Raw genomic sequence first — 17,089 nt, forward strand, 5'->3', positions numbered from 1 at the left:
CCCGGGGCTGCACAGCAGAACCCGGGATCGTGAGACGAGAATGGCGCAGGTTCCCCTCTCCCTGGGGGAGAAGGTGAGGGGTGACAGCCCTATCCGGAAAGGCGTAAGCCCTCACCCGCCGCGCTCTATTCTGAGAACGATTCCGGATCTTCGCTGCGCTTCGTCCGGGATGAATGCATGTGTTCGCTCTTACGCCGCGTGCGCCTTCAGCACGTCGAGGAAGGCGTCCGCATAGCGGTCGAGCTTGGCCTGGCCCACGCCGTGAACCTCGCGGAAAGCGTACACGGTCGTGGGGCGCTTCGCCGCCATGTCGATCAGGCTGCGGTCGGAGAAGATCACGTAGGCCGGAACGCCCTCCTCCTTCGCGAGACGCGTGCGGAGCGCCTTGAGGTCGAGGAGCAGCGGATCGTCGGAGGGCACCACCGATTCCGCCTCGATGCGCGACCGGCGCCGGCGCCGGTCGGCGGGCTTCATGAGAACGTCGGAGCGCAGCTCGATCCGTTCCTGGCCCTTCAGCACGGCCACGCCCCTGTCGGTGAGCGTCCAGCGTCCGTATTCGGCGAGCTCCAGCCCGACGAGACCGGCGGCGTAGATCTGACGCAGGAGGGAGCGCCACTCGTTCTTCGTGCGGTCCCGGCCGACCCCGAAGGTCTTGAGCTTGTCGTGCCCGAAACGGCGAACCGCGTCGGTCTCGTCGCCCACCAGGATGCTGATGAGATGCTCCGTGCCGAAGCGCTCGCCGGTGCGCACGATGGCCGAGAGGATCTTCTGCGCCTCGATGGTGCCGTCGAAGGACATCACGCCCTCGATGCACAAATCGCAATTGCCGCAAGGCTCCGTGGTCTCGCCGAAATAGGCGAGCAGCGTCTGGCGGCGGCAGCGCGGCGCTTCGCACAGCGCCACGAGGGCGTTGAGGCGCTGGCGCTCCACGCGCTTCTGCTCGTCGGCCGCGTCGCTCTCCTCGATCTGCAGCCGGCGCAGGCGCATGTCGTCGAGGCCATAGAGGGTGAGCGTGTCGGCCGGCGCTCCGTCGCGGCCCGCGCGGCCGATCTCCTGGTAATAGGCCTCGATGGATTTCGGCAGGGCCGCATGCGCCACGAAGCGCACGTCGGGCTTGTCGATGCCCATGCCGAAGGCGACGGTGGCCACCATCACCACGCCGTCCTCCTGCAGGAAGATGTCCTGGTTCTTGGCGCGCTCCGCCTGGTGCATGCCCGCATGATAGGGCAGCGCCCGGTAACCCGCCTGGCTCAGGGAATCCGCGAGCTTTTCCGTCGCGTCGCGGGACGAGCAATAGACGATGCCGCTCTCGTGCCGGTGCCGGTCGAGGAACGAGAAGAGCTGGCGCCGCGCGTGCTCCTTCGCCTGCATGGCGAGCCTGAGGTTCGGGCGGTCGAAGCCGTGGATGAAGAGGCGCGGCTCCTCCTCGAACAGGCGATGCATGATGTCGCCGCGCGTCGCCACGTCGGCGGTGGCGGTCAGTGCGATGGTCTGCACGTTGCCGAGCCTACGGCGGACATCGCCCAGCATGGCGTATTCGGGACGGAAGTCATGGCCCCATTGCGAGACGCAATGGGCCTCGTCGATGGCGAGCAGGTTCACGCCGGAGCGGCCGAGCCACTCGGTGGTGCCCGTGTTCGCCAGCCGCTCGGGAGAGGCGTAGAGGATGCGCATTCGCCCGTCGCGCACGCTGTCCACCACGCGGCGGTTCTCCTCCGGGTCGTTGGCGGAGTTGAGGCTTCCGGCTTCGATGCCGAAATGGCGCAGGGCCGCCACCTGGTCGCGCATGAGCGCGATGAGGGGCGAGACGACGACCGTCAGGCCCTGCCGGGCGAGCGTCGGGAGCTGGTAGCACAGGGACTTGCCCGCGCCGGTAGGCATGACGGCGAGCACGTCCTCGCCGGCCAGGACGGCGCGCACGATCTCTTCCTGTCCTTCGCGGAAGGAGGGAAAGCCGAAGACGTCGTGGAGAATCTTGTGCGGGTCGATCACAGGTGCCGTGTGGCCGATGATGGTGCCCAGGTCAATGCGGCATCGGGAATCCGAAAACGCGCCAGCACGCCCCGGGCGGCGGCGAGCCCGGTCGCGAAGGTGGCCTGGAGCAGGTAGCCCCCGGTCGGCGCCTCCCAGTCCAGCATCTCGCCGGCCACGAAGACGCCCGGCAGGCGCCTGAGCATGAGATGCTCGTCCACTTCGGCGAACGGGATGCCGCCGGCGGTGGAAATGGCCCGTTCCAGGGATTTCGTGCCCGTGAGCGTCAGGGGCACGGCCTTGATGAGCCGGGCCAGGGCCTCGGGCGCGTCGGGCAGCCGGGGCGTCGATTCGCGCAGCAGCGCGATGCCGACGGGGCTCAGGCCCGCCGCCTTCCTGAGGAAGGTGGAGGCGGATTGGCCCTTGCGGGGGGCGCTCAGCCGCTGCGTGAGGGCCTCCAGGGGAAGATCGGGCCGGAGATCAAGCCGCACGGTGGCGCGGCCCTCGCGCGCGATCGCCTCGCGCAGGCGGCCCGAGAGGGCATAGACCGCCCCACCCTCGAGCCCATCCGCCGTGACGATCGCCTCGCCCCTGACGGTGACGCCCTCGAAGGAGAGGGCGATGCGCTTCAGGGGCTCGCCCTCGAAGCGGCTGCGCATCACCTCGGACCAGGACAGGGTGAAGCCCATATTGGCCGGGCGTAAGGGAGCGACAGGGATGCCCTTGCCCTCCAGGATGCCCGTCCAGGACCCGTCGGAGCCGAGCCGGGGCCAGCTCGCACCGCCCAGCGCCAGGATCGTCGCGTCGGGGGCGGCGCTCACCGTCTCGCCGGTCGGGCCGGTGAACAGGAGGGCGCCCCCGGAATCCCAGCCCCGCCAGGTGTGGCGGAGCGCAAAGCGCACGGTAAGGCCCTCGAGCCGCGCCAGCCAGGCCCGGAGCAGGGGCGAGGCCTTGAAGGCCTTCGGGAACACCCGCCCGCTCGACCCGACGAAGGTGTCCTGGCCCAGGCCCTCGCACCAGGATCGCAGATCCTCGGGCCGGAACGCCTCGATCAGGGGCTTGAGCACGGGTTCGGCTTCGGCATACCGGGTGAGGAAGCGCCCGAGATCCTCGGAATGGGTCAGGTTCAGGCCGCCCCGTCCCGCCATGAGAAACTTGCGTCCGACGGAGGGCATCCGGTCGTAGACGGTCACGGCGACGCCTGCGCGCGCCAGGATTTCCGCCGCGAAAAGGCCGGCGGGGCCGGCGCCGACGACGGCGGCCTTAAAAGAGAGGGGAGGCAGGGACATGCGCTCAGCTGACGCGGAAAACGGGACGGGAACAGTCTGGACCCTCACGCTGCACCGTGGCATTCAGCGCTGCGGGTCATGGCTCTGCACATGACCGTCACAGGACTTTTTTTCAAGGGGAGCGGTGGGTCAAGCCGCCCCGAGGGGAATGTCGATGCGTGCTCTTTTCATCCCGGCTCTCGTCGTCCTGGCGCTTGCGGGCTGCGCCGGCGATCTGTCGCTCGACGGCGGCGATGCGGTGCTTGCCAGCTCCACGAGCGATGCCGCCGCGGCCGCCAGGCTCATCTCCGCCTATCGGGCCTCCAAGGGCCTGGGTCCGGTGAGCGTCGACCCCAAGCTCAACGAGGCGGCGGAATACCAGGCCCGGGTGGTGGCGGCCGCCGGACGCTTAAGCCACGGCAATTTCGCCAGCCGCATGGATAAGTTCGGGGTAATGGGCTATTCGGCCGAGAATCTTTCGGCCGGCTCCGATACGGTCGACGGCGCCATCGGCCGCTGGAAGGCGTCCCCCGGACACAACGGCAACCTGCTGATGCCCCAGGCCCGCAAGATCGGCCTCGCCCGCGCGGACGCCAACAACCGCTACGGGCGCTACTGGGCCCTCGTTCTCGGTCAATAGGCACCAGGGCACAAAGAAGGCCGGTCGCGCGTTAGGAGGGAGGTTTCCTCTCACGCGCATCCTCATGACCCATCAGCAAATGCTCTCCTTCGCCGTCGTCGCCGGGATGATGGCTCTCTTCGTCTGGGGACGCTTCCGATACGACCTCGTGGCCGTGATGTCGCTGCTGGTGGCGGTGCTGGTCGGCATCGTGCCGGCCGACGAGGCTTTCTCCGGCTTCAGCGACGATATCGTCATCATCGTCGCCAGCGCTCTTCTGGTCAGCGCGGCGGTGGCGAAATCGGGCGTGCTGGAGGTGGCCCTCAACCGGGCGGCGCCTTACCTGCGCACGGAGCAGAGCCAGGTGATCGTGCTGGTCGCGTCGGTGACGGTTCTGTCCGCCTTCGTGAAGAATATCGGCGCGCTCGCGATGATGATCCCCGTCGCGTTCCAGATCGCGCGGCGCACCAATACGCTGCCCTCCCGCTTCCTCATGCCCATGGCGTTCGGGTCTCTCCTGGGCGGCATCGTGACGCTGGTGGGCACCTCACCCAACATCATCGTGTCACGGGTGCGAGGGGAGCTGCTGGGCGAGCCCTTCGGCATGTTCGACTTCACGCCGGTGGGCGTCGGCATCGCGCTGGCCGGCATGGCGTTTCTCGCCTTCGGCTATCGTCTCCTGCCCAAGGGACGAAAAGGGGCGGCCTCCCTCGACGAGGCGCTCAACATCAAGGATTACGTCACCGAGGCGCGCGTCACGGCCGAGTCCGACGTGCTGGGACAGACGGTTGCGGACCTGCACAAGCTCGCCGATGGCGAGGTGAAGGTAGCGGCCATTATTCGCAACGAGACGCGCAGCTCAAGTCCGCTCCCCGACATGACGATCCGCGAGAACGATCTCCTCATGCTGGAGGGCGAATCCGAGTCGCTCGAGAGCACCGTCGCGCGCGCCGGCCTCAAGCTCAGCCGCGAGCACCACCTGCCGGAAACGGATGAAGCGACGGACGAGATCGGCGTGATCGAGGCCGTCGTCGGGCCCAACTCGGTGCTCGCCGGCCTGTCGGCGGAGCGCATCGGTCTCTACGAGCGTTTCGGCGTGAACCTGATCGCCGTCAGCCGCAGCGGCCAGCGGTTCAAGGAGCGGCTGCGCACCATCACCCTGCGGGCGGGCGATGTGCTCGTGCTCCAGGGAAATCTCAAGAAGCTGCCGGATACCTTGCGCGATCTCGGCTGTCTTCCGCTCGCCGAACGCGAGATCCGCCTCGGCAACGCGCGCCGCAGCCTCCTGCCGGTCGCCATACTCGGCGTCACGATGGTGCTCGTCGCGTTCAACGTGCTTCCCGTCTCCATCGCGTTTTTCGGCGCAGGCGTTCTGCTCGTCCTGTTCGGCACGCTCACCCTGCGCGAGGCTTACGAGACCATCGAATGGCCCATCATCGTCATGCTGGGCGCGCTCATCCCCGTCAGCGAATCCATCCGCACCACGGGAGGCACGGATCTGATCGCGGGCTGGCTGTCGTCCCTGGCGAACATGCTGCCGCCCACAGGCGCCCTCGTGCTCATCATGGTGGCCGCCATGGCGGTGACGCCGTTCCTCAACAATGCGGCGACCGTGCTCGTGATGGCCCCCATCGCGGCGAGCTTCGCCACGCAGCTCGGGTTCCGGCCCGACGCGTTCCTGATGGCGGTGGCGATCGGCGCGGCCTGCGATTTCCTCACGCCCATCGGGCATCAATGCAACACGCTCGTGATGGGGCCGGGCGGCTACCGCTTCGGCGATTACTGGCGGCTCGGCCTGCCGCTCTCGATCCTCGTGGTCGTGGTGGGAACGCCGCTCATCATGCTCTTCTGGCCGCTCCGGTAGGGCCGCACTCGTTACGGCCATGACGGGCAGGGGCCATGAGAGGCGAAGGAATCAGCGCAGGACGGCGGTGAGAAGCAGGGTGGTGCCGGCCGCCGACGAGGCCAGGGCGATGATCATGGACCAGCAATGCAGCCGATCCCGCTCGGCCTGGTTGAGCAGCGGACGGATCCGTGAATCCGAGCGGCCGAAGATGAAGCTGGCGTTGCGCGCCGGATGCGACGTGTGGGGCATGATGCAGAAGCTCGACCTCACGGGACCGCGGGGCTGGCCGAAACGGGAAGCGTCGGTGCCGTAGGACGGGTGGCGCGAGGATTGCGGGTTCATGCCTGACGATTCCAGGGACGTGTCATGCGTCTAAACTCGCCCTCAAGGCGTGAACGACCCGTAAAGACGGGAAACAGCCTGGAATTGTCGTAAATCAAACCTTTCCGCCGGTTTCCCGGTCGGGGCGGGGATAACGTCCGCTGATCGGAATCATCACAGAAATCGGGTCGCGGGCTCTCGCGTCCCGTGGCATGAAAGGGCCGTCTCACCGGAACCGGCAGATGTCTCAGGCTCCCATTCAAAGAACCATCGCAGCCTCGGATTGGGCGCTGCTCGGGCTTCTCTCCGTCATCTGGGGCGGATCGTTCCTGTTCGTCGGCGTGGCCGTGCGCGAGCTGCCGCCCCTGACCATCGTGGCGCTCCGGGTCCTGCTCGCGGCGCTCGCCCTGCAGGGCGTGCTGCTGGTCGCGGGGATGCGCCTGCCGCGCGAGCGTCGGGCCTGGGCGGCGTTCGTCGGGATGGGAATTCTCAACAACGTCATTCCCTTCACCCTGATCGTCTGGGGCCAGACCCATATCGCCAGCGGCCTGGCGTCGATCCTCAACGCCACCACGCCGCTCTTCACGGTGGTCGTGGCGCATTATCTCACCCAGGACGAGCGGCTGACGGGTTCGCGCCTGGGCGGCGTGGTCGTCGGGTTCGTGGGCGTCGCGGTGATGATCGGAAGCGCGGCCCTCACATCGCTGAACGCCCATGTGCTGGCGCAGCTCGCGGTGCTGGGCGCGGCCTTGTCGTATGCCTTCTCCGGCGTGTTCGGCCGCCGCTTCAGGACCCTGGGGATCCCGCCCCTGGTGGCGGCCGCCGGGCAGGTGACGGCGTCGAGCTGCATCCTCCTGCCCGTGAGCCTCGTCGTCGACCGGCCCTGGACCCTGGCCATGCCGAGCACCGGCGCCGTCCTGTCCCTTCTGGCGCTCGCGCTCGTGTCGACGGCCTTCGCCTATCTCATCTTCTTCCGCCTGCTCGCGCGGGCGGGGGCGACCAATGTCGGCCTCGTGACCTTCCTGATTCCGGTCAGCGCCATCCTGTTCGGCGTGCTGATCCTCGGCGAGGCGCTGGAATGGCGGCACATGGCCGGCATGGCCCTGATCGCGGCGGGCCTCATGCTGATCGACGGCCGGGCGTTGGCGGCGATCGGCCGGGTGTTCAGCGCGAAGGAGCCGGCTCCGCGCGGAAACGGTTGAAGATCACGTCCGGAGCGCTGGTGTTGTGGCGCGAGGGCACGAGCCGCCCCATCCACGCATCGGTCGCCGAGGCGTCGCGGAAGTTCATGATCATCTCCTCGCGCCAGGACCGGGCCTTTTCCTCGCGAACGGCGATGCGCGCCACGTCCGCGTTGAACTCGGTCACGTACATGGAGCGCAGGGTCGCGAAGGGCACGCCCGAGATCGCCTGATCGAAGCTCACGTCGAGGCTCATGCGCTCCTCGTTGAGATCGGCGACCGTGACATGGGCCTTGCCGCCCTTGGCGAGGGTGAGCGTGAAGCGCATGGCCTTGGGATCGAACGCCACGTCCTTCAGGTTCGTCACAGGGCGCTGATCGATCTCCACCGGGCCGACGATGAAGGACGAGCCATAGGCGGTCCAGTCCAGGTGCCGCGGCGCGAGGGGCTTGATGCGCCAGTAGCCGTCGCCCGGATAGAGCGCAATCACCTCCTCCGCCTTGCCGTCGCGCTTCTTGAGCAGCTGGAGCAGGTGGATGTTGCGCGAAACCTTGCTGCCGATGGTGACCGTGACGTCGGTGGGGCGCCAGAACTCGCTGAAGGTCAGCCCGGTGATGCGCATCTCGCCGTCCTCGTAGAGCGTCTGCATCACCGGGTGCGGCTTCGTGGAGGTCTCCTCGGAAATATCCTCGCAGGCGGTCCAGTCCGGCTCCCACCGGTCCTGGCGCAGGCTGCCCATATAGGCCGGATGGGCGGCCTCGATCCGGAAGCTCTTCACCTCCGGCGAGGCGAAGTTGATCGCAACGTTATCCTTTTCCGCGCAGAGCACCGGCTCGCTCGTGTTCGTCACCTGGACGGCCAGACCGTCGAGGGTGGCGGCCTGCGCCGGAGCGGCGAGACCGAGGAAGGAGAAGGCGCAAAGCCGGGAAAGGAACGTGCGGGCCATCAAATCGTCTCGAGAGTGCAGTTCAAGCCGTGGGAGCGGCACAGATAGGGCATCGTGCGGAAAAGTGGATCCGGTTTTCCGCACGATCGATGCTGTAGCCCGGAGGACAGCGCCCGTCGAGCGGTCTGTTGATGGGACATGGCTGTCATCCCATCTCCGGCATTAGGGTTCGCGGGAAGCCTGTGATAAAGTGCCTTCGAGCCGCAAGCCTGGCTGTCAGCAGCCTGTCGGCCCGAAAATCCCCATGACCGGAAGGGCCCTTCCCTGAGTTCATCGATGATGCGCCTTGTTTTAAGCCTGTCAGACAATCCCGCCACGACCTCCGTCGAACGGGCCATCATGGAATTGCGCAGCGCCCGCCCGGTGGTGATCGACGGGCCCGAGGGCAGCGCGCTTGTGGTGGGCGTCGAGGATCTCAACGAGAGTCGCAGCGCCGAGATCGAGGCCGTGGCCGGGGGCCATGCCCATCTTGTGCTTCCGCCCGCCCGCCTGCGCCGCCTGGGCCTCGAGCGGAGCGGGCCCGGCCGTGTCGCCTTGCCGGTGGTGGAGGCCGGGCGGATCGAAGCCCTTGCCCTCAGGCTCGACGGGCGCATCGACGCGCCGGTCCGGGCCGCGGACGCTCTCGACGAGGAGGCGCTGGAACTGGCCCGTCTGGCCCAGGTTCTGCCCGCCGTGATCGTGGCGCCCCTCTCGGCCGGCATCGCGATCGACCCGTCCCTGGTGCGCGTCCCGGGCGCCGCCATCCGCGATTATCGGCGGACCAAGGCGGCCGATCTGTCCATCGTCAGCCGCGCCCCGGTGCCGCTCGAAGGGGCGAGCGCCAGCGAGTTCGTGGTGTTTCGTGGCGGCGAGGGCCTGCGCGATCAGGTGGCGATCATCGTCGGCAAGCCCGATGTTGCCAAGCCCGTGACCGTCCGGCTGCACTCCGCGTGCCTGACGGGCGATCTCTTCGGCAGCCTGAAATGCGATTGCGGCGACCAGCTGCGCGGGACCGTGCAGGCCATGGCCGAGAGCGACGGCGGCATCCTGCTCTACCTCGACCAGGAAGGGCGCGGCAACGGCCTCGCCAACAAGATCCGGGCCTACAAGCTGCAATCTCAAGGCTACGACACCTACGAGGCCGACGAGGTGCTCGGCTTCGAAGCGGACCAGCGCCGGTTCGACTTCGCCGCCACCATGCTGAAACAGCTCGGCGTGAGCGCGGTGCGCCTCATGACCAACAACCCGGACAAGATCCGGGCGCTCTCCGAGGCCGGCCTCCAGGTCATCTCGGACCATCGCGTGCTCGGCCGTCCGACGGCGGAGAACGTGAGCTATCTCGCGGCCAAGCGGGATCGCGCGGGGCATTACATCGATCTGGAGGGCCTGACGGCCTGCTCCAACAAGGATTGATGCCTGCGCATGGCAGCCGCCGGGCTGGTCAGGTCTCGGCGACGGCCTTCGGCGTCGAGTCATCACACCCCTCCGCCTGCCGCCAGAAGCGGTAGAGCTCCTCGATGCCCTGGCGCAGCGGGATTCGGGGCCGCCAGCCGAGCGCCTGGATGCGGCTGCTGTCGACGAGCTTCCTCGGAGCCCCGTCCGGTTTCGTCGTGTCGAAGATGAAATTGCCTTCGAAGCCCACGACGTCGGCGATGATTTCCGCGACATCCCGGATCGAGATCTCCTGGTTCGAGCCGACATTGACGAGCGCTGCATCGTCATAGGTCTTGACCAGGAAGATGCAGGCATCGGCCAAATCGTCCACATGCAGGAACTCGCGCAGGGGACTTCCCGACCCCCAGATCTCGACGACGCGGCTGCGGTTGTGCCTGGCCTCGTGAATCCTGCGGATGAGAGCCGGAAGAACATGGGAGTTCACCGGATCGAAATTGTCGTTCGGGCCGTAGAGATTGGTCGGCATCGCCGAGATGAAGCGGCGCGCGTGATGCCGGTTGTAGTATTCCGCGAGCTTGATCGCCGCGATCTTGGCGATCGCATAACCCTCGTTGGTCGGCTCCAGGGGACCGCTGAGGAGCGCATGTTCCGGAATCGGCTGAGGCGCGTGCTTGGGGTAGATGCAGCTCGAGCCCAGGAACAGGAGCTTCTCGACGCCGCACTCGCGGGCGCTGTGAATGACGTTCGCCCCGATCATCATGTTTTCATACAGGAACTCGCCGGGATAGGTGGCATTGGCCATGATCCCGCCGACCCGGGCCGCGGCGACGAGCACCACGTCCGGCCGGTTCCGTTCCATCCAGCGTTCGACCTGGATCTGACGGGTGAGATCGACCTCGGAGCGGTCGACGGTCACGATCTCGCAGGATTCCTGCGCCAGGCGCCTGACGAGAGCGGATCCGACCATTCCGCGATGTCCGGCGACCCAGACCCTCTTGCCCGCGAGAGCAAAGGACGGGGAGGCGGCGCGGGGGCTATCCATGGAGGTCATTGCGCGTCGCCTCTCTGAGGATGACCTGCAGATCCGAATCCACCATCTCGGAGACGAGATCCTTGAACCCGACCGTGTGGCGCCAGCCGAGGCGCGTGCGCGCCTTCGACGGATCGCCCAGCAGAAGATCGACTTCCGTCGGACGGAAGTAATCCGGGTCGACTTCGATCAGCGGCCGGCCCGTGGAGCGGTCATAGCCCTTCTCATGAACGCCGTGGCCATCCCAATCGATCGTGCGGCCGACACGGCTGAACGCCGTTTCGACGAACTCCCGCACCGTGTGGGTCTCCCCCGTCGAGAGAACGAAATCGTCGGGCTCGTCCTGTTGGACGATGCGCCACATTCCTTCGACGTAGTCCCGCGCATGACCCCAGTCGCGTTTGGCGTCGAGGTTGCCGAGATACAGCTTGTCCTGAAGCCCGTAGTGAATGGCCGCGACGGCGCGCGTGATCTTGCGGGTCACGAAGGTCTCGCCGCGGATCGGGCTCTCATGGTTGAACAGGATCCCGTTCGATGCGTGAATCCCGTAGGCCTGGCGATAATTGACCGTGATCCAGTAGGCATAGAGCTTCGCGACCGCGTAGGGGCTCCTCGGGTAGAAGGGGGTCAGCTCGTCCTGGGCGCAGCCTTGAACGCCGCCGAACAGCTCCGAGGTCGAGGCCTGGTAGAAGCGGCATGTCTGGGTCATCCCGAGAATGCGGATCGCCTCCAGGACGCGAAGCGTTCCGATCGCATCGGCATTGGCCGTGTATTCCGGCGTCTCGAAGCTGACCTGGACATGGCTCTGGGCCGCGAGATTGTAGATTTCGTCGGGCTTCGTTTCCTGAATCACGCGGATCAGGTTGGTGGCATCCGTCATGTCTCCATAATGCAGCTGAAAGCGCCGGTCCGGGACATAGGGGTCCTGATAGAGATGGTCGATGCGGCTGGTGTTGAAGGACGACGAGCGCCGTTTGACCCCATGCACCCTGTATCCCTTGTCCAACAGGAGCTCCGACAGGTAGGCTCCGTCCTGACCGGTCACGCCGAGGATGAGCGCAACTTTCTCCGCCATGTCTTCTCTCCGCATCGTTTCTGCTCTGGGCAGTTGATGCGGCGAGTGTAGAGGACGCCACGACAGGATGGAGCTTGCGCAAAGAGCGTGACCAAATCCCCTCATCGGATAAGCGGACGCTCCCGCATCATCATTTCGACGGATGCGCCTACGATCCCCGAGGGACCCGATGCGCCGAAGAGAACGCCCTCCGGCGCAGGCTTCGTCCGACGGGAGGGAGGGGATCAGGATCCTACGACCTATGCACCGGACGTTTAAGGCTATTGGGTGAAAGCCACGCCGTCGCAACTGGACTAGTTTGAGGGCATGGGTGTTGCCGATCTCCAGGGCGCAGGCTCATGCCGCTTTCCACTGTGAGACGTTCGCCGTAGGGGCGCCGTATGAAGCAGGACTGGTAACTGGAATGAATATTCGACGCGCTCTGCTCCTCGCAACAGGTGAGCAGCATATCGGTCTGATCCTCAATTTCTGCCTGATCGCCGTCGTCTCGCGGCTCCTGACTCCGGCAGAAGTCGGAATATCGGTCGTCGCGGCGGGGATCGGCACCATCGTTCTCTCCTTGCGTGAGTTCGCGACGGCGGATTTCCTGATCCAGAGGAAGAACCTGTCCGCGGAGGATATGCGCACCTCGTTCACGATCCTGATGGGAACCGGACTCGTGATCGCCCTGATGCTGTTCGCGGTCAGCCCGTGGATCGCGAAATTCTACGGCTATCGGGAATTGTCGAGGATTCTGCAGGTCATCGCCCTGTCCCATGTCCTGAGCGCGTTCTCTCTTCCGACGATGGCGCTGCTGCGGCGGAACATGGCGTTCGGAACCGTGGCATGGATCAACATCACGGTCGGCATCGTCGGCGCGGCGACGACGGTCGCCCTTGCGACCCTGAAGTTCGGAGCCATCAGCTTCGCCTATGGGACGCTGGCGGGATCGGCCGTCACGGCTCTCTGCGCTGTCTTCCTGTGCCAGGACCGCCGCATGTTCCGGCCGTCCATCGCGTCGTGGCGGGATGTGATCGGGTATGGTGGATACAACGGCATGAGCACTCTGCTCGACCGTGCTTACGAGGCCCTGCCGCAGCTTTTTCTCGGGCGAGTTCTGCCGGTGTCGGCGGTCGGCTTCTACAACCGCGCGAACATGATCTGCGGGATCCCGGACCGGCTGATCCTGAGCGGCGTCTTCTCCGTCGCCTATCCGGCCTTCGCGAAGGAGTTCCGCGAAGGGCGGTGTCTGACGGAATCGTACCTGAGAGCGATCACCTATCTCACGGCGTTCCACTGGCCGGCGCTGATCGCCGTGGCCTTGCTCGCGAAGCCTATCGTCATGGTCGTTCTGGGACCGCAATGGCTCGATGCCGTGCCGCTGGTCCAGATTCTCGCCCTGGCCGGTCTGCTCTGGTTTCCGACGATCCTCACGCAGCCGCTTCTCGTGGCCGTCGGGGCGATCCGCCACAACTTCCTGAGCAGCCTCATCACCCGCCCGCTGGCGGCCATCATCCTCTGCTGCGCAAGCCTTTACGGCGTCACGGCCCTGGCCGCCTCGCAGTTCATCGCCCTCCCTCTCCAGGTGAGCATCACGCTCTATTTCGTGCGTCGCCATGTGCCGTTCACATGGCGTGAGATGGGGGCGGCGGTGTGGAGAAGCGCCGTTGCCTCCCTTTTCAGCGCGGCGGGCCCCGTTGCCATCATCATTCTCTCCGGCTTCAGCTTCGATCTGTCGATCGGGGCGACGATCGCCGCCGGCCTTCTGGCGGCCGCCGGCTGGCTCGCCGGCCTGTGGCTGACCGATCATCCCGTTCTGGTCGAACTCCAGGGGGCTGTCGATACCGCCCGGCGCCACCTGCCCTGGAGCTTCCCCGCCCCGAACGTGGATCCTGCTCCTCGTGCCATCCGGTCCACGATCGAGCGCGTCTAAACCGGCACCCGCGGCGCTGAAGAGGGAATACCCTTTCGCCGTTGCCTTTCCCTCCGCCATCATGCCCGCGCTTGTCGCGGGCATCCCCGTCTTTTTCTGCACAATGGGTTCAAGACGTGGATGGCTGGCTCAAGGCCGGGCATGACGAGGAGGATGCTGAACGATCCTCACTCCTCCGGGCGTCGGAACACGCGCTGGATGACATGGTCGCGTCCGATCAGCTCCGGCAGCGGATTGGTCCAGTCGATCTCCTGCGACGGGTGACCGCGCCAGTAGCTCATCCAGCGGCCGCTCTCGTCCTGGTAGACGCCGTAGATCAGGACACCGCGCCGGTGGTCGGGGAGTTCAGAAGCCTTACGAGGATGACCGCGATGACCTTTAGGCTTTCGCCCTGAACATGCGACAGCGCCTCCCCGACCGTGAGGTTGGGAAGGCATCGTGAGCGGTCGATGCTTGCGCCGCCCTGGGTCGGGGTTGTCACGCTCCAGAGCCGGATGCGTCCGGCTCCACAGGCAGGCTTAGCACGCCCAAGGCCTAGGTTCGAAGTGGCGGCCCTCTGTCATTCCCGGCCGGAGAGGGCGGAGCCCTCGCAGGGGAAGGGAATCCACACGGATCCGCGACGCTGAAGAATGGCTCCCCTTCCTGGCTGCTCCGCAGCCGCCGGGGATGACACAGGGGCTGCGCTTGGCCTGTGGATGACACCAGGCCTCACCGGGTCACGGCCCGAAAATCGGGTCGCTTTTCACGTCCGATGCTTCAGCCGAGGATGACCTTCTTGGCGAAGAACGCTTCCGCATAGCGGCTCACGGAGCGGCACTCCATTCCGCGAAGGCGTGAGAGCCCCCGGAACGTCTCCGCATCGAACCAATCCTTCGAGCGCTGTGTTCCGAAATGGGCCAGGAGAAGTTCGATCTTGCGCTCCAGGATGCCGTCCTGAAGGGGAACATAGACGTTGGGACGCCCCAGATCGCCGTCCCATTTCGGAATCTCGTATTCCAGCACGAGATGATCCCGGAACGTGTTCCATGTGAGCCGGCTGACCTCCCGGTGATCCTGATGCGCGTCGTCGGCCCTGTGCGTCAGGACGATGTCCGGGTTCATGCCGCGCCTGAGGTCTTCGAGGAAGGGCTTGATGTCGCTGCCCTGATACGGAAAGAACCCGTCCCTGAAGTGCGCCAGGGTGATTCTCGTGCGGGATGCGCCTGCGAGAAAGGCCGCGGCGGAAGTCTCCGCCTCGTGGGCGCGCACGCCGGTTGCGCTGAGAACGCACCAATGGATATCGAGCTCGATGCCCGATGCGATCCATTGGAGGATCATGCCTCCCGCACCGATCTCGATGTCGTCCGAATGCGCGCCCAGGCACAGCACCGAAAGGCGCTGGCCCGGCTTTGCGAGGTCGAGTGCTTTCATCGCAGGGCTTTCGTCCGGATGGAGGCCGGGGCGTTTCCATCCTCGACCCGCCAGGGCATATAGCCGTGCTCGACCATGTCCTCGAGAACCTGGCGGTCCTTGAGGGTGTCCATGGAGCGCCAGAAGCCCTCGTGCTTGAAGGCCAGGAGCTGATCGGCCTCGATCAGCCGCTGGAACGGCTCGGCGACGAATTCCTCGCCCTCGCGCATGTAGTCGAAGACCCCCTTGCGCAGCAGGAAGTACCCGCCGTTGATCCAGATGTCCGAGCGGTCCGACGTGCGGAACTCGCGCACGCGTCCATCCGGCGCGATGTCGGCGAGATGATAGGTCAGCGGCGGGCGGGTGGCCAGGAAGCAGGCCATCTTTCCGCTCTTCTTGAAGATCTCGATCATCTCATTGAGATTGGCGTCCGTCAGACCGTCGCTGTAATTGGCGAGAAAGATCTCGTCGTCCTGCACGTGGTCGCGCACCGCCCAGAGGCGCTCGCCGATATTGCGCCAGATACCGGTGTCGATCAGCGTCACGCGCCAGTCTTCCGGAGGCTGCTCCCCGAGGATCTGAACGTCCGCCCCGCCGCGGGAGACCACGCAATCGGCATAGGTCTGCTGGCGGTGGTTCAGGAAGAAGTCCTTGATCGTGTTGGCCTTGTAGCCGAGGCAGAGGATGAAGTCGCGGTGGCCGTACTGGCTGTAGTACTGCATCACGTGCCACAGGATGGGCTGGTATCCGATCGGGATCATCGGCTTCGGAATGTTCTCCGAGTACTCGCGAATCCGGGTTCCTAGGCCGCCGCAAAAGAGAACGACTTTCATCAGCGTAGATCCTCTGGGTTGATGATCTCGACATTCGGGATCGGAACGACGAACCGGCCTCCCCACTCGCCGATATGCCTCATCTGGTCCACGATCTCGCGCTTGAGATTCCACGGCAGGATGAAAACGTAGTCGGGCTTGGCGTCGTCGATGGCCGAGACGGGAAGAATGGGGATGTGCATGCCCGGCGTGTACCGGCCATGCTTGTAGGGATTGCGGTCGACGGTGAAGTCCAGGAAGTCGACGCCGATGCCGCAGTAGTTCAACAGGGTGTTGCCCTTGCCGGGCGCCCCATAGCCGCAGATCGTTTTCCCTTCGGCCTTGGCGGCGATCAGGAACGACAGGAGCTGACGTTTGGTGCGCTTCACCTGATCGGCGAAGGCGTCGTAGGTGGAAAGCTCCCGGAAGCCGAGGCGCTGCTCCCGGTCGAGAAGATTTTGGACACGCTGCGAGGGGATGTATTGCGATCCTTCATGGGCAAGGTAGATGCGCAGCGAGCCGCCATGGGTCGGCAGTTCGTCGACGTCGATGAGCTTGAGCCGGTGCTTCTGGGCGAGCCGCTCGATCGTCACGAACGAGAAATACGAGAAGTGCTCGTGATAGATCGTGTCGAACTGGTTTTCCGCCATCAGCCGCTCGAGATGGGGAAACTCGAGGGTGATGACGCCGTCGGGTTTGAGCAGCCTGCACATCCCGGCGACGAAGTCGTTCAGATCGGGCACGTGGGCCAGCACGTTGTTGCCCACGATCAGGTCGGCCTGCACGCCCGAATCGACGAGGTCCTGGGCCACCGTCTGGCCGAAGAAGTCGGTCCGTGTGGGAATCCCTTTGTCGATCGCCACCTGGGCCACATTGGCCGCAGGCTCGATCCCGAGAACCGGAATGCCCAGTCCGACGAAATGCTGAAGGAGATAGCCGTCATTGCTGGCGAGCTCGACCACGAGACTCTCCGGACCGAGGTCGATCCGGCGCGTCATCGTTTCGCAATAGGCCTTCGCATGGGCGACCCAGCTCGTCGAGAACGACGAGAAATAGGCATATTCCCGGAAGATGTTGTCGGGGGTGACGTATTCCTTGAGCTGGACCAGCAGGCACTCTTCGCAGATGAGCACATGGAGCGGGTAGTAGGGCTCCATCGTGTCGAGTTTCTCCGGCGGGACGAAGCTCTCGCAAAGCGGCGACATGCCGAGATCGACGAAGGTGCGCATGTGAGAGCTGCCGCACAACCGGCATGATCCGGCGGCCCGGTCGACCAGTGTGTGGAAGGGTGTCATGGCCCTGACGTTCATGCGCGATCTCCTGGTGCCGCTTTCCTCGACGGACG

15 protein-coding genes are annotated in these 17,089 nt (G+C 65.7%); 5 read left to right on the forward strand and 10 right to left on the reverse strand.

Annotated features, from left to right (window positions below):
• Nucleotides 1-189 precede the first annotated feature (189 nt).
• Nucleotides 190-1,992: a DNA helicase RecQ gene (gene recQ / locus E4K09_RS19195; RefSeq protein WP_134499342.1), complete on the reverse strand. Its 1,803-nt coding sequence runs from the start codon at nucleotides 1,990-1,992 to the stop codon at nucleotides 190-192.
• The gene (locus E4K09_RS19200) at nucleotides 1,989-3,260 is read right to left on the reverse strand and encodes a BaiN/RdsA family NAD(P)/FAD-dependent oxidoreductase (protein ID WP_134499343.1); all 1,272 of its coding nucleotides are present in this window, start codon (nucleotides 3,258-3,260) and stop codon (nucleotides 1,989-1,991) included. The genes recQ and E4K09_RS19200 overlap by 4 nt, the downstream gene beginning before the upstream one ends.
• Nucleotides 3,261-3,414: 154 nt before the next feature.
• Between E4K09_RS19200 and E4K09_RS19205 the strand changes: the two genes are divergently transcribed.
• Nucleotides 3,415-3,879, forward strand: coding sequence for a CAP domain-containing protein (locus E4K09_RS19205; RefSeq protein WP_134499344.1), 465 nt, complete (start codon nucleotides 3,415-3,417; stop codon nucleotides 3,877-3,879).
• Nucleotides 3,880-3,943: 64 nt separating this feature from the next.
• The gene (locus E4K09_RS19210; RefSeq protein WP_134499345.1) at nucleotides 3,944-5,722 is read left to right on the forward strand and encodes an SLC13 family permease; all 1,779 of its coding nucleotides are present in this window, start codon (nucleotides 3,944-3,946) and stop codon (nucleotides 5,720-5,722) included.
• A 51-nt stretch (nucleotides 5,723-5,773) separates the two neighbouring features.
• On the opposite strand, the gene E4K09_RS19215 is transcribed toward E4K09_RS19210, so the two are convergent.
• A complete protein-coding gene (locus tag E4K09_RS19215) occupies nucleotides 5,774-6,046 on the reverse strand; it encodes a hypothetical protein (RefSeq protein ID WP_134499346.1) in 273 nt (90 codons plus the stop codon).
• Between the two features lie 221 nt (nucleotides 6,047-6,267).
• Here E4K09_RS19215 and E4K09_RS19220 point away from each other — a divergent pair, with 221 nt between their 5' ends.
• Nucleotides 6,268-7,227, forward strand: coding sequence for a DMT family transporter (locus E4K09_RS19220; RefSeq protein ID WP_134499347.1), 960 nt, complete (start codon nucleotides 6,268-6,270; stop codon nucleotides 7,225-7,227).
• Here the strand turns inward: E4K09_RS19220 and E4K09_RS19225 are convergent.
• The gene (locus tag E4K09_RS19225; protein ID WP_134499348.1) at nucleotides 7,190-8,152 is read right to left on the reverse strand and encodes a hypothetical protein; all 963 of its coding nucleotides are present in this window, start codon (nucleotides 8,150-8,152) and stop codon (nucleotides 7,190-7,192) included. The two genes, E4K09_RS19220 and E4K09_RS19225, sit on opposite strands and share 38 nt — an antisense overlap.
• Before the next feature lie 279 nt (nucleotides 8,153-8,431).
• On the opposite strand from E4K09_RS19225, the gene ribA reads away from it, so the two are divergent.
• Entirely contained in the window at nucleotides 8,432-9,544 is a 1,113-nt protein-coding gene (gene ribA, locus E4K09_RS19230; RefSeq protein WP_134499433.1) for a GTP cyclohydrolase II RibA, read from the forward strand.
• 28 nt (nucleotides 9,545-9,572) lie between these two features.
• On the opposite strand, the gene E4K09_RS19235 is transcribed toward ribA, so the two are convergent.
• Both E4K09_RS19235 and gmd read right to left on the reverse strand, forming a co-directional pair.
• Nucleotides 9,573-10,577, reverse strand: a complete 1,005-nt coding sequence (locus E4K09_RS19235) for a GDP-L-fucose synthase family protein (RefSeq protein WP_244610597.1) — start codon at nucleotides 10,575-10,577, stop codon at nucleotides 9,573-9,575.
• A complete protein-coding gene (gmd, locus tag E4K09_RS19240; RefSeq protein WP_134499349.1) occupies nucleotides 10,561-11,631 on the reverse strand; it encodes a GDP-mannose 4,6-dehydratase in 1,071 nt (356 codons plus the stop codon). The genes E4K09_RS19235 and gmd overlap by 17 nt, the downstream gene beginning before the upstream one ends.
• 403 nt (nucleotides 11,632-12,034) lie before the next feature.
• Between gmd and E4K09_RS19245 the strand changes: the two genes are divergently transcribed.
• Nucleotides 12,035-13,543 carry a lipopolysaccharide biosynthesis protein gene (locus E4K09_RS19245; protein ID WP_134499350.1) on the forward strand — a complete coding sequence of 503 codons (1,509 nt, stop codon included), beginning with the start codon at nucleotides 12,035-12,037 and terminating at the stop codon, nucleotides 13,541-13,543.
• A 316-nt stretch (nucleotides 13,544-13,859) separates the two neighbouring features.
• Here the strand turns inward: E4K09_RS19245 and E4K09_RS29295 are convergent, their stop codons facing one another.
• The 4 genes from E4K09_RS29295 to E4K09_RS19265 all read right to left on the reverse strand — a co-directional run bounded on the left by E4K09_RS29295 (nucleotide 13,860) and on the right by E4K09_RS19265 (nucleotide 17,054).
• Nucleotides 13,860-14,024, reverse strand: a complete 165-nt coding sequence (locus tag E4K09_RS29295; protein WP_166802407.1) for a hypothetical protein — start codon at nucleotides 14,022-14,024, stop codon at nucleotides 13,860-13,862.
• A gap of 275 nt (nucleotides 14,025-14,299) precedes the next feature.
• Nucleotides 14,300-14,953, reverse strand: coding sequence for a PIG-L deacetylase family protein (locus tag E4K09_RS19255; protein WP_134499352.1), 654 nt, complete (start codon nucleotides 14,951-14,953; stop codon nucleotides 14,300-14,302).
• The gene (locus E4K09_RS19260) at nucleotides 14,950-15,765 is read right to left on the reverse strand and encodes a glucose-1-phosphate cytidylyltransferase (RefSeq protein WP_134499353.1); all 816 of its coding nucleotides are present in this window, start codon (nucleotides 15,763-15,765) and stop codon (nucleotides 14,950-14,952) included. Before E4K09_RS19260 ends, E4K09_RS19255 begins: the two co-directional genes overlap by 4 nt.
• Nucleotides 15,765-17,054 carry a class I SAM-dependent methyltransferase gene (locus E4K09_RS19265; protein ID WP_134499354.1) on the reverse strand — a complete coding sequence of 430 codons (1,290 nt, stop codon included), beginning with the start codon at nucleotides 17,052-17,054 and terminating at the stop codon, nucleotides 15,765-15,767. The genes E4K09_RS19260 and E4K09_RS19265 overlap by 1 nt, the downstream gene beginning before the upstream one ends.
• Nucleotides 17,055-17,089 lie beyond the last annotated feature (35 nt).

Source organism: Microvirga pakistanensis, from assembly GCF_004458765.1.
GTDB classification, from domain to species: domain Bacteria; phylum Pseudomonadota; class Alphaproteobacteria; order Rhizobiales; family Beijerinckiaceae; genus Microvirga; species Microvirga pakistanensis.

Coding starts and splice junctions, on each gene's coding strand:
- E4K09_RS19260 (WP_134499353.1), bottom strand. CDS start 15,765: ATGAAAGTCGTTCTCTTTTGCGGCGGCCTAGGAACCCGGATTCGCGAG.
- E4K09_RS19265 (WP_134499354.1), bottom strand. CDS start 17,054: ATGAACGTCAGGGCCATGACACCCTTCCACACACTGGTCGACCGGGCC.
- E4K09_RS19220 (WP_134499347.1), top strand. CDS start 6,268: ATGTCTCAGGCTCCCATTCAAAGAACCATCGCAGCCTCGGATTGGGCG.
- E4K09_RS19235 (WP_244610597.1), bottom strand. CDS start 10,577: ATGACCTCCATGGATAGCCCCCGCGCCGCCTCCCCGTCCTTTGCTCTC.
- E4K09_RS19245 (WP_134499350.1), top strand. CDS start 12,035: ATGAATATTCGACGCGCTCTGCTCCTCGCAACAGGTGAGCAGCATATC.
- E4K09_RS19215 (WP_134499346.1), bottom strand. CDS start 6,046: ATGAACCCGCAATCCTCGCGCCACCCGTCCTACGGCACCGACGCTTCC.
- E4K09_RS19200 (WP_134499343.1), bottom strand. CDS start 3,260: ATGTCCCTGCCTCCCCTCTCTTTTAAGGCCGCCGTCGTCGGCGCCGGC.
- E4K09_RS19225 (WP_134499348.1), bottom strand. CDS start 8,152: ATGGCCCGCACGTTCCTTTCCCGGCTTTGCGCCTTCTCCTTCCTCGGT.
- E4K09_RS19255 (WP_134499352.1), bottom strand. CDS start 14,953: ATGAAAGCACTCGACCTCGCAAAGCCGGGCCAGCGCCTTTCGGTGCTG.
- E4K09_RS19205 (WP_134499344.1), top strand. CDS start 3,415: ATGCGTGCTCTTTTCATCCCGGCTCTCGTCGTCCTGGCGCTTGCGGGC.
- gmd (WP_134499349.1), bottom strand. CDS start 11,631: ATGGCGGAGAAAGTTGCGCTCATCCTCGGCGTGACCGGTCAGGACGGA.
- E4K09_RS19210 (WP_134499345.1), top strand. CDS start 3,944: ATGACCCATCAGCAAATGCTCTCCTTCGCCGTCGTCGCCGGGATGATG.
- ribA (WP_134499433.1), top strand. CDS start 8,432: ATGCGCCTTGTTTTAAGCCTGTCAGACAATCCCGCCACGACCTCCGTC.